The organism is Salidesulfovibrio onnuriiensis, assembly GCF_008001235.1.
Lineage (GTDB): Bacteria > Desulfobacterota > Desulfovibrionia > Desulfovibrionales > Desulfovibrionaceae > Pseudodesulfovibrio > Pseudodesulfovibrio onnuriiensis.
Map to the genome: position 1 here is coordinate 355,001 of NZ_CP040751.1, position 12,263 is coordinate 367,263.

The following is a 12,263-nucleotide window of genomic DNA, read 5'->3' on the forward strand; positions in this document are numbered from 1 at the left end:
ACCCAGGCGGACGCGGCCTGGTCCAGCCCGAACCAGCGGGCCGTGCCGAACACGGCCATGAGCAGCAGCACGAACACGAGCCCCCGCCGGGGCACGCCGGAAACGAGATGGCCGGGCCGCAAAAGCGGGCCGGTTTCCTTTTGGCCGCCGGGGGCCGGCTTCACAAAGACCAACAGCAGAAACACGAGGACAAAGGCCGTGCTGGTCAGGGGCGACAGGGCGGCAAAGGCGGGGCTCACCGCGCGCGCGACCGCCTCGAACACCCAGTACGCGAGGAACACGACAAAGAGACGGCACCCGAAACGCTGGCGGGGCGTCACCTCGCAGCTCCCGTCCTGGCAGGACAGGCGCAGCTCCACGCCGCGCGCGCCCCTGGGCAGCCCCACCACCCCGGCCACGAGCCAGGCCAGGCCGATGAACATGACCACCAGGGGCACGGACCACAGGAACCAGTTGAAAAAGGTGATCTGCTCCCGGCCGGGAATGTTCAGGAAATCCAGGGCCACCAGCAGGATGGCGTTGGCGGGCGTGCCGATCATGGAGCCCATGCCGCCGATGCCCGCGCCGTAGATGGCCGCCACCATAAGCGGCGTGGTCATGCCCCGCACGCCCTGCTCCCTGAAATCCTTATCCAGCAGCTTGAGGATGGGCAGCAGGGTCAGCACGGTGATGGCGTTGGGGATGAAGGCAGAAAGCGCGGCGGACGCGCCTATTATATATAGTATGAGCCGCCCGGGCCGACCGTGGCTGCGGCGTAGCGCCCAGATGACGAACGTGTCGGTGATGCGGGTCACGGCCATGAGCCGGTAGACCACGTAGCCGCTGACGAAAACCAGGATCAGGGGAAGCCGCTCCAGCAGGCCGTCCAGTATCTGCGTCATGTTTTCCACGCTCAGACCATCTCATTTCCAACCGCTTTTCCGCAAGTATTGGAATGGAACTTCGCTGAAATGACTGGCTGTTTGAACAACCGCACCGGCTGACTGTTCAGAATGATTCGAGTGCGCGGCGCAAGAACCCGCCAGCCCGCAGCGTATTCCCAATACGTGAGGACCTGGCTGGTTCGCAGCAACAATGCAATCGGGTTATTCCGAGCAGTCAGTACGGATAGGGCATTTCCACGCAAAGCACGAACATGCGGTCCTCGGCGTTGTAGAACGGCAGGGCGATGATGACCACCTCCTCCTCGGTGTAGGGGGAGACGAACGGCCGGGTCACGAACCTGTCGTAGCCCATCTCGATATACAGGAAATAGTCGCGCATGGAATGGTCCATGCCCTTGGCCTCGCCGCGCGGCGGGCGGTGGCAGACCTCTCCCCTGGGGCTTTTCACATGCAGGCGTCCCGTGACCTGGATGCCGTTCTTGTTCAGCACGAACATGGAGATGGCCCGGTCGCGGTTGCGGAACAGGGAGGCGAGCACCACCTCCATGACCGGCTCGTGCTCGTTGCACAGGCGGCTGATGTAGCGCCGCACCTCCTGCTGCAGGGTTTCGAAGGTGCTCTTGCGGGCCAGGATCTCCTTGCGTCGGTTCTCGCGGAACAGCCGGAAGGTCTCCACGATCTTGCCGTAGAACATCTTGACCGGGTCCTCGCCCTTGGCGCTGTACTTTTCCTCGGGCTTGTCCTTCACGTAGTAGGTGCCCTGCTGCAGGAAAACCCTGGAACGAAGCAGGCCAATGGATTCCTGCTGCTGCTCCACGCCCTGGCCGATGACCGAGAAGCCCACGGTTTCGGAAAGATCCAGCAGGCCGTCGAGCATCTTGGCCCGGTAGCGCTTTTCCGGGCCCGTATAGAAACTGCGGCCCAGCTTCACGAAGTTGGGGCGCAGGCGCACAAAGGCCTCCAGAAAGGCGTCGCTGGTGCTCAGGTCGATGATGCACAGGCCGTATCCCTTGGCCCGGTAATGCTCCAGGACCTTGGGCGGCATCTTGACGGCCACGGAAACGGGCAGCTCGATGCACACGTTCTTGGGAGGGATGCCCACCTGCTCCACCTGCTTTTCCAGGAACAGGGGGTCGGCCTTCTTGTTGGACAGAATGCCCACGTTGAGCCAGAGAAACAGGAGCATGGCCTTGTGCTGGGCCAGGATGGGCTTGAACTGCTCCAGGGCCCGCTCACGGCACTGGCGGTCCACCTTGAGTTGCAGGTCCGGGTCCGGAAAGGACTCCACCAGGCGGATTGCCTCGATGCTCTTGCCGGTTTCGGGCTCGCGGCCCTCGGAAAAGGATTCGAAACCGATGATTCCCCGTGTCGGAATGGACACGATGGGTTGGAACAAGGTGATGATGTTTTCAGGACTTACACCGGCGGCGACCTTGGAGTCGCCCCCCACAACCTGTGGATCCTTCATAATTTCCTACCCCGAAGAAAGTGACGCCCGCAGGGAAATACGAACACACTTCAGCCGTTCGCACAAGCGGGGACAAGGAAAAATAAAGGCCGCCGCAGGGAGCTACTGCGGGTAAGGCATTTCCACGCAGAGGATGTAGCGCTCGTTCTCCATGTTGTAGAAAGGCAGGGCCATGATCACGGCGGGCCGTCCCGTGCAGGGCGAGGCGAACGGCTTGGTCACGAACTTGTCGTAGCCCATCTCCATGTACAGGAAGTAATCGCGCATGGAATGGTCCATGCCCTTCACGTCGGTGCGGGCGCCGCCGTTCTGGGCCGGTTCCGACTCCACCTGGGCGCGGCCCGTGAGCTGGATGCCCTGCTCGTCCAGGATGAACATGGACAGGGCCTGGCCCGTGTTGCCGATGAGCGCCCGGAGCACCGGGTCGAAATCGCGCTCCCCGATGCGGGCGATCTTATTCACGATCTTGCGCACCTCGCCGCGCATGGCCTCGAAGGACTGCTTGCGCTCGCCGATCTTCTGTTTGCGCGTCTTGCGGAAGAGCCGGTAGGTCTGCTCGATCTTGCCGAAGAACATCCGCACCGGGTCACGGCCGCCCTCCCGGGTCAGCTTGGTGTTCTCGTCCTTGGTGTAGTAGTAGCCCTGCTGGACATCCACGCGGGCCTCCAGCAGGCGTACGGATTCCTCCCGGCTTTCCACGCACTGGCCGATGACCGTGAACCCGGCCGAATCCGAAAAGTTGATCAGCCCCTCCAGCACACTGCTGCGGTAGGAAGCGCTTTCGTCCTCGGCAAAGAAGGTCCGGTTCAGCTTGACCATGTCCGGCTTCACCTTGCTGAACGCGGCAAGAAAGGGATCGTCGACGCCCAGGTTGTCGATGCACAGCTTGATGCCGCTGGCGCGGTAGAAGTCGATAATCTCCGGGGAAAGGGCGTCGAGCATGGAAAAGGGGATTTCCGTCACGATGGTGTGCATGGGCAGGCCCGCGCCCTCGACCTGCTGGAAGAAGTATTTGGGGTCGGATTCCTTGAACTTGAGCACGTTCATGTTCACGTTCACGAACAGGAGCATGTCCGGGTGCAGTTCCTGGATGGGCTTGAACTGGGCGATGGCCTTCTTGCGGCACAGCCGGTCGATGCCCACCTGCACGTCCGGCTCCAGGTCCGGGCTGAAAAGCACCTGCGGGCTCAGGCAGGCGTCCCCCTTGGGGGTGCGCCCCTCGGAAAAGGCCTCGAAACCGAGAATCCGCTTGGTCGGTATGGAGACAACGGGCTGAAACAGGCTGGAGATCGACTCCCGCTGCAGAACCGCTTCCACCATGTCCCTTTCTTCCTGACCCAATTTCGCGGCAGCCATAGTCCCCCCCGTGCCCGGTTCCGCCTTCCTTCTGTTCCCACCACCGTTTTGCATATTCGCCGGAAAACAAACGTATTTTCCACAGAATAAACCCTGTTCGGATACGCACGAAAGCAAAAGGAATCAAGAGCGTTAGAACGGAAACTCTCTTCAGAGGAGCCTAGGGGAGGGGTGCGCTATACCGCTCCAGCCGCTGCTCCAGGGTACCGGTATGCAATTCAAAGAGATGATTGTCCCAATCGTGGAAATAAAGGGATCTGCCCTCGCCCTCCACGCGGGGCCGCCCCTCCCGGACCGGCACGCCCAGGGAACGCACCCGCCGGACATAGGCGTCGAACTCGCTGTCCGGGATCTTGAAGGCCACGTGGTTGTATGTCCTTTCCGGCAGGGACTCGCCTTCCATGACGGCCACCCAGACCGGGCCGATCATGAAAAACATCTCCCTTGAGAGCGAAAAGGTGTCGTCCCCGCTGTCGTAGACCTGTTCCGCGTCGAAGACGCCCTCCAGGAACCGCTTCATGCGCTCCAGGTCGCGGACGATGAAGGTGATGTGGCTGAGGCTTTCGATCATTGCGTGCTCCGGGTTCGCTTGAAATTTCCCTTTGCAGGCTACGCGCGGAACCGTCCGGAATCAAACGCTAAGCGCCGAAAAACGCTTTTATCTGCAAAGAAACCGCGCGGGGCCGCCCTTTCAAGTCGGGCCCTCTTGGGCTATACCTACCCTTCCGACATCAACTTCCAAGGAATCAATTCATACATGGCAGAATTCGTACATTTGCACGTCCACACGGAATACAGCCTGCTGGACGGCGCCATCCGCATCAACGACCTGTGCCAGCGCGCCAAGGACCTGGGCATGCCCGCGGTGGCCATCACCGACCACGGCTGCATGTTCGGGGCCGTGACCTTCTACATGACCGCGCTGGACATGGGCATCAAGCCCATCATCGGCTGCGAGGTCTACGTGGCCCCGGGCGACGTGGACGAGGAAAACGCCCACCACAGGAAGGACAAGCCCGGGCGCTTCCACCTGGTGCTGCTGGCCAAGAACAACATCGGTTACAAGAACCTGATCAAGCTGGTTTCCGAAGGCTATCTGAACGGCTTCCACTACAAGCCGCGCGTCTGCAAGAACCTGCTCAAAAAATACTCCGAAGGGCTCATCGCCCTTTCCGCCTGCCTGGCGGGCGAGGTGCCCCGCAAGCTCATGAACGAGGGCCTGGACGCGGGCGTGGAAATGGCCCGCGAATACGCCGAGATCTTCCCGGACAACTTCTACCTGGAGCTCCAGGACAACGGCATCGAGGAACAGAACCGGCTCAACGACCTGCTCATCCAGTGCGCGGAAAAGACCGGCCTGCCCCTGGTGGCCACCAACGACTGCCACTACCTGACCGCGGACGACTACGAGGCGCACGACCTGCTGCTCTGCATCCAGACCCAGACCACGGTGGATGCGGAAAAGCGCATGCGCATGGACACCCAGGAGCTCTACTTCAAGACCCCCGAGGAAATGGAGCAGGCCTTCGCCCACGTGCCCGAGGCCATCGAGAACACCCAGAAGATCGCCGAGATGTGCAACCTGGAGATCGAGCTGGGCAACTACTCCTTCCCGGCCTACGAACTGCCCGAGGGCGTTTCCCTCGATGAGGAGTTCGAGCAGCTCTGCCGCGACGGTCTCAAGAAGCGCATCGAAATGGCCCCCTACGAGATCGACGAGCAGAAGTACAACGAACGCCTGGAATACGAGCTGGGGGTCATCAAGGAAATGGGCTTCCCGGCCTACTTCCTCATCGTGCAAGACTTCATCAACTGGGCCAAGGACAACCGGATTCCGGTGGGGCCGGGGCGCGGTTCCGCGGCCGGGTCCATCGTGGCCTGGGCGCTGAAGATCACCAACCTGGACCCCATCCCCTACGACCTGCTCTTCGAACGCTTCCTGAACGTGGAACGCGTCTCCATGCCCGATATCGACGTGGACTTCTGCGAACGCCGCCGCCTGGAGGTGGTGCGCTACACGGCCGAGAAATACGGCGAGGACCACGTGGCCCAGATCACCACCTACGGGACCATGAAGGCCAAGGCGGCCGTCAAGGACGTGGGCCGCGCCCTGGGCATGACCTTTGCCGAGACCGACCGCATCGCCAAGCTCATCCCGGACGACCCCGGGGTCATGGCCAAGCTGCTGGGCGTGGACAAGGCCAAGATCACCGTGGCCAACGCGGCCAAGGGCGTGGCCGAGCTGCGGGACATGGTGCGCAGCGACCCCAAGGTGGAAAAGCTCATCGACATCTCCACCCGCCTGGAAGGCCTTTCGCGCCACGCCTCCACACACGCGGCGGGCGTGGTCATCTCGGAAAAGCCCATGACCGAGTACCTTCCTCTCTACAAGGGGAAGAAGGGTGAAATCGTGACCCAGTACGACATGAAGAAGGTCGAAAAAGTCGGCCTGATCAAGTTCGACTTCCTGGGTCTGCGCACCATGACGGTCATCGAGGACTGCCTGGACATCATCCGGCTCCAGGGCAAGGAGGCCCCGAACCTGGACACCCTGGCCCTGGACGACCAGGCCACCTACGACATCTACTCGCGCGGGGACACGGACGGCGTGTTCCAGGTGGAATCCTCGGGCATGCGCAAGTATCTCCGCATGCTCCGGCCCAGCTGCTTCGAGGACATCATCGCCATGCTCGCCCTGTACCGGCCCGGCCCGCTCGGCTCGGGCATGGTCGACGAATTCATCAAGCGCAAGCACGGCGAGGTGGAGGTCTCCTACCCTCACCCCTCCCTGGAGGAGACGCTCAGCCCCACCTACGGGGTCATCGTCTACCAGGAGCAGGTCATGGCCTCGGCCATGATCATCGGGAACTACTCGCTGGGGCAGGGCGACCTGCTGCGCCGCGCCATGGGGAAGAAGATCCCCGAGGAAATGGCCAAGCACCGCGTCACCTTCCTGGAGGGCGCGCGCGAACAGAACATCGCCGAAAAGACCGCCAACGAGATCTTCGACCTCATGGAACAGTTCGCGGCCTACGGCTTCAACAAGTCGCACTCGGCCGCCTACGCGCTGGTGTCCTACTACACGGCCTATCTCAAGGCCCACTTCCCCGTGGAATTCATGGCCGCGCTCATGAGCTCGGAAATGAACAACACCGAGAAGATCATCATGTACGTGAACGCCTGCCGCGACATGAACATCGAGGTGGTGCAGCCGTCCATCAACGACGGCATCGCCCGCTTCTCGGTGAAGGACGGCGACATCCTCTTTGCCATGGCCGCCATCAAGAACGTGGGCGAGGAGGCCATCGACGAAATCGTGGCCGTGCGCGACGAGGGCGGCAAGTTCGCCAACATCTTCGACTTCTGCGAGCGCATCAACCTCAAGCGCGTCACCAAGCGCGTGCTGGAATCGCTCATCAAGGCCGGGGCCATGGACTGCTTCGGCTGCACCCGCGCCGCGCTCATGGAGGACCTGGACAAGGCCGTGGCCCTGGGCCAGAAAAAGGCCAAGGACAAGGAATCCGGCATGCTCAACATGCTGGACATGCTTGCGGGCGGCGGCAACGACAAGGGCGATGCCCCCGAAGGCAACGGCAACGGGACCGGTCCGCAGCCCTCGAACATTGAGGAATGGGACGACCGCGAAAAGCTGCAGCTGGAAAAAGAGGTCCTGGGCTTCTTCCTCTCCTCCCACCCCCTGCAGGCCTACCGCCACGAGATCCGCAGGCTCAAGCTGAACACCTTCGAGGAATGCAAGAACCTGGGCAACCAGGCCAACGTGCGCGTGGCCATGATCATCCCGGACTTCAAGCCCTACATGACCAAGAAGGGCGACATGATGGCCTTCTGCACGGGCGAGGACATGACCGGCACCGGCGAGGTGACCATGCTGCCCAACGTCTATGCCGTGGCCGGGGAACTGCTGGAGCAGGACCGCCCCCTGCTGGTGGAAGGCCGCATCGACATGCGCGAGGAGCTGCCCGAGGACGCGCCCAAGCAGGCCAAGATCCTGGCCGAGAAGGTCACGCTGCTGGCCAAGGCCGTTTCCGGCTCGGACCAGCCCGTGCCCGTGTGGGCCAGGGCCGAAAAGATCACGGACGAGCGGCTCGACGCCCTCAAGGAGATCATCAAGCAGCATCCGGGCGAAACGCCCGTGCAGCTCCACCTGCTCACCGAGGAATCCGTGATCCAGCTCCGGCTGGGCAACGGTTGGCGCGTGGCCCCCTGCCGCGCCTTCTGGGCCGCCGCCGAGGACTGGCAGAACGGGGACCTTCAGCAGGCGCACGCCGAATAGAACGACCGTGCCCTTCCAGGGCAACCCATTAAATACAATCGCATTTATTGGTTCGAGAACCAGTTTGAGGAAAGGGGGTAAGGGAGGCGGCTCAGGCCGCCCCTCCCTTACCCCCATTTCCTGCGACCTTTCCCCCAAACCCTCCAGGCCTTTGCCCTGCGTCGGCTTTTTGCCGAATACGCTGAGTATCCCTCCTGTCCGTCGTGGCGGGACGCTTTAACCCTCAGATTAAAAACACCATGAATTGCGACAGGCAACCGGCGGTACGCATTCTGTGGAAGCCTCCGAAGGGTAGGAACACTCGACGCCCGCTCAATAGGCCAAAGAAAAGGCTGTTCGGAACGGCTTGAGTCCAAGGCGCAAAAAAAGAAAGAGCCCGACGCGTATGCAACATCCGCGAGGGCTCTTTTCTTTTTGCAGCAACGAAGCAATCAGGCCGTTATGGACAGCCTTAGGAACCGAGCAGTTCCTCCTTGCCCTCGATCAGATCGGCCACAACGCCCGGATCGGCCAGGGTCGAGGTGTCGCCGAAGTCGTCCTGACCGGCCGCGATCTTGCGCAGCACGCGGCGCATGATCTTGCCGGACCGCGTCTTGGGCAGGCCTTCCGCGAACTGGATGACCTCGGGCGTGGCGATGGGCCCGATCTCCATGCGCACCCAGGCCTTGAGTTCCTTACGCAATTCGTCGGATTCCTCCTCGTCGCCCTTGAGGGTGACATAGGCATAGATGGACTGGCCCTTGACCTGGTGGGGCATGCCCACCACGGCGGCCTCGGCCACGGCCGCGTGGGCCACCAGGGCCGATTCGATCTCGGCGGTGCCCAGCCGGTGGCCGGAAACGTTGATCACGTCGTCCAGCCGGCCCATGATCCACATGTAGCCGTCCTCGTCCACGCGCGCGCCGTCACCGGCCTCATACATGCCCGGGAAGCGATCGAAATAGGTCTTCTTGAAGCGCTCGGGGTCGCCGAACACACCGCGCAGCATGCCGGGCCACGGCTTTTCCACCACCAAGTGCCCACCCTCGTTGGGGCCCGCCGGGCTCATGTCCGAGCGGATGATCTTGGCGGCCACGCCGGGCAGCGGCTTGGTGGCCGAGCCAGGCTTGAGCGGGGTGGCGTAGGGCAGCGGCGAGATCATGAAACCGCCGGTCTCGGTCTGCCACCAGGTGTCGCAAATGGGCAGCTGCCCGTCCCCGATATGCTGGTGGTACCACATCCAGGCCTCGGGGTTGATGGGCTCCCCGACAGACCCGAGCAGACGCAGGCTGGAGAGGTCGTGCCGGTTGGTCCATTCCGTGCCTTCACGCATGAGGGCGCGGATGACCGTGGGCGCGGTGTAGAAGATGTTGACCTTGAATTTCTCCACGATCTGCCAGAAGCGGTCCGGCTTGGGATAGCTGGGCACGCCCTCGAACATGAGCGAGGTGGCGCCCAGGCAGAGCGGACCGTAGAGGATGTAGGAATGGCCGGTGATCCAGCCGATGTCGGCCGTGCACCAGTACACGTCGTCGTCCTTGACGTCGAAGACCCATTGCAGGGTGTGGGCCGCATAGGTCAGGTAGCCGCCCGTGGTGTGCACCACGCCCTTGGGCTTGCCCGTGGACCCGGAGGTGTAGAGGATGAACAGGGTGTCCTCGGCGTCCATTTCCTCGGGCGGGCATTCGCCGCGGATGTCGTCGGCGGCCATGATCTCGTGCCACCAGTTGTCGCGGCCTTCCACGAAGTCCACCTCATTGTCGGCGCGCTTGACCACCACGACCTGCTCCACGGTGGGGCAGTCCTTGAGGGCCTCGTCCGCATTGGGCTTGAGGGGAATGGTCTTTCCGGCGCGAAGCACGGCGTCGGCGGTGATGAGCACCTTGGCCTCGCAGTCCTGGATGCGGGACTGGAGCGACACGGCCGAAAAGCCCGCGAAGACGACGGAATGCATGGCGCCGATGCGGGCGCAGGCCAGCAGCGCGATGGCCAGCTCGGGCACCATGGGCAGGTACACGGCCACGCGGTCGCCCTTTTTCACGCCCATCTTCTTGAGCGCGTTGGCGAACTTGCAGACCTCGGTGTAGAGCATCTGGTAGGTGTAGACCTGCACGTCCTCCTCGGGCTCGCCCTGCCAGATGATGGCGGCCTTGTTGCGGCGGCCGTTCTTGAGGTGCCGGTCCAGGCAGTTATAGGAAACATTGAGCTTGCCGCCCTTGAACCAGTTGATCTCGGGCTTGTGGAAGTCATACTCCAGGGTGGTGTCCCAGGGCTTGAACCACTCCACCAGATCCTTGGCGCGGTCGCCCCAGAACCCCTCGGGGTCCTCATCCGCGCGCTTGTAGGCGGCGTCGTATTCCTCCATGCTCCTCACAAATGCCTGGGCCTGCATTTTTGCGGGGGGTTGGAACAGCCGTCCTTCCTTCATCATGCTTTCGATTTTCTTGGCGTCGTCGCTCATGTGCTCTCCTCGCTGCCGTATCTGTTAGAAACTGTCCGGGCCGGGGCGCGGACTGCAATCCATTTCGACAAAAGCCGGGTCGGCTACTGTATGTTTTACCTCTATATGAGGAAAAAAGACAACCGCCGCTTTTATCAGGTGAACGGCATGATTTTCAGGTGAACGGTCGGACGGACCAAAAAGTGATGCGATTTCAGGGTGAACGGTTCGCACGGGAGATGAACGAAAAAAGGGAATGGCTTTGACTCTCACGCTCTACGCGGTGTCATTTGCTTCTCAGGCTGTTCAGAAAGGTTCGAGTGCAAGGCGCAAAAAAAAGCCCGACGTGTATTGCAGCATACACGAGGGCTTATTCCTTTTTGCAGCAACGCCGCAATCGGGCCTTTGTGAACGGCCTACGTCAGGCTGCCCGTGGAAGTGATTGTCCCGGCCCCGGCTCTGGTTCCACCGACGGGACCGCCCCCACCGGAGCCCTTTTCAAGCTGGGAAAGCAGCTCCATGATCTCCATCTGCTTGTCCTGGATCTGCTGGCTCTTTTCCTTCTCCGGGAGGTTCGACTCCTGGATTTCCTTGATCTCGGCCTGGAGCTGCCGGATCCGCTGCATGATGAAGTTTTTCGATTTGGTCTGCGGGTCCTCCACCACGGGCCCCTTTTCCTCCTGCGAATCCATCGCCAGACGCACCTCGCCCGCAAGCCGCTCCCGGGCTTCCTCGGAAATGATCACCGAGTCCCTGTCCTCGACAGCGGCATCCTCTTTTCTGTCCACCCCGGTCTGCAGCTTGGAAAATGCGCTGGACGCCATCTGTTCGGCAAGCCCGAACTCTATTTTGGTCATGAGAGCCCTCCTGTGTCTGCGATCCCTTCAGGAGGCATATCGGATATGCAATACAGATTCTTTAGGCCGTCAGTTGCCGTTGCCCGTGTACCGGGCCTCGATGGCCGTGTAGGTCCCGTCCCTCCGCATTTCCAGGAGGACCTTTCCGAACTGCAGGGCCATCTCCGGCAGGGTGGTCTTGCGGGAAAAGGCCAGGTAGGACTTCACGGAATCAAAGACGATGACCTCGCCGAAATCATCCGTCACCGGTTCGATATCCTTGCCCATGCCCTGCTGATAAATGAAGTAGGCGGACGGAACCCGGTCGGCCAGCAGGATGTCGATGCGGCCCGCCAGCAGCTTGCGCAGGTTGATGGCGTAGCCCGGCGCCTCCTCCACCTTCCGGAACCGCCTGGTGGCCAGAAGACCTTCCAGCCTCGGGCCGTAGTAGAATCCCCGGCCCACACCGAGAAACAGTTTTTCCGCATTGCTGAAATCCCTGTCCACGGCGATCTTGCGGCCCTTTTTCTTGAGCGCGATGGTGGACTCCACCACCAGGGGCTCGTGGGGATAGTAAAGGAAGGTGGTCCGCTCGTCGTTGCACACCGCGTAGAAAATGGCGTCGGCCTGGCCGAAACGCACCATCTGCACGGCCCGCTTCCAGGGTACCAGCTCGAAACGCACCTTCAGGCCCATGCGGGAAAGGCCCTCGCGGACCACGTCGCACAGCATGCCCTTGATCTTGTCCCGGTCCGTGAAGGCGTAGGGAGGAGATTCAAAGGAAACCACCTTGAGGGTGCGCTCGCCTGCGGATGCGGGAAGGCACAGGATCGCGACCAGCAGCATTGCGCAGAATATTCTTGTCATGCTCCCAGAATACCTTCCGGGGCGGGAACCGCCATTATTATCCCTTCGGGATTAAACGGCGCTGCACGGTTGCGCGCCGTGCACGAAACAATGTATTGTCATGGCGGCATTTTGCATCCACCCCGAGCAACACCGCGAG

Annotated in this window: 8 protein-coding genes (1 of these 8 cut by a window edge); 1 reads left to right on the forward strand and 7 read right to left on the reverse strand. The window is 61.8% G+C overall.

Annotation, left to right across the window (positions count from 1 at the left end):
• The 4 genes from FGL65_RS01640 to fosX form a co-directional block, all read right to left on the reverse strand.
• Positions 1-881 carry the 5' portion of an SLC13 family permease gene (locus FGL65_RS01640; protein ID WP_147819251.1) on the reverse strand. It extends 358 nt beyond the left edge of the window, so the window shows 881 of its 1,239 coding nt (coding positions 1-881); the start codon lies at positions 879-881; its stop codon lies off the left edge, out of view.
• 217 nt (positions 882-1,098) lie between these two features.
• On the reverse strand, positions 1,099-2,352 hold the full coding sequence (locus FGL65_RS01645; protein WP_147819253.1) for a sensor domain-containing phosphodiesterase: 1,254 nt from the start codon (positions 2,350-2,352) through the stop codon (positions 1,099-1,101).
• Positions 2,353-2,454: 102 nt separating this feature from the next.
• Positions 2,455-3,708 carry a sensor domain-containing phosphodiesterase gene (locus FGL65_RS01650; protein ID WP_187170490.1) on the reverse strand — a complete coding sequence of 418 codons (1,254 nt, stop codon included), beginning with the start codon at positions 3,706-3,708 and terminating at the stop codon, positions 2,455-2,457.
• 160 nt (positions 3,709-3,868) lie between these two features.
• Positions 3,869-4,279, reverse strand: coding sequence for a FosX/FosE/FosI family fosfomycin resistance hydrolase (gene fosX, locus FGL65_RS01655; RefSeq protein ID WP_147819257.1), 411 nt, complete (start codon positions 4,277-4,279; stop codon positions 3,869-3,871).
• A 186-nt stretch (positions 4,280-4,465) separates the two neighbouring features.
• On the opposite strand from fosX, the gene dnaE reads away from it, so the two are divergent.
• The gene (gene dnaE, locus FGL65_RS01660; protein WP_147819259.1) at positions 4,466-8,002 is read left to right on the forward strand and encodes a DNA polymerase III subunit alpha; all 3,537 of its coding nucleotides are present in this window, start codon (positions 4,466-4,468) and stop codon (positions 8,000-8,002) included.
• A 451-nt stretch (positions 8,003-8,453) separates the two neighbouring features.
• On the opposite strand, the gene acs is transcribed toward dnaE, so the two are convergent.
• From acs to FGL65_RS01675, 3 genes are all read right to left on the reverse strand, one after another.
• On the reverse strand, positions 8,454-10,442 hold the full coding sequence (gene acs / locus FGL65_RS01665) for an acetate--CoA ligase (protein ID WP_147819261.1): 1,989 nt from the start codon (positions 10,440-10,442) through the stop codon (positions 8,454-8,456).
• Between the two features lie 395 nt (positions 10,443-10,837).
• Entirely contained in the window at positions 10,838-11,278 is a 441-nt protein-coding gene (locus FGL65_RS01670; protein WP_147819263.1) for a hypothetical protein, read from the reverse strand.
• Positions 11,279-11,347: 69 nt separating this feature from the next.
• Positions 11,348-12,124, reverse strand: coding sequence for a substrate-binding periplasmic protein (locus tag FGL65_RS01675; protein ID WP_147819265.1), 777 nt, complete (start codon positions 12,122-12,124; stop codon positions 11,348-11,350).
• Positions 12,125-12,263 lie beyond the last annotated feature (139 nt).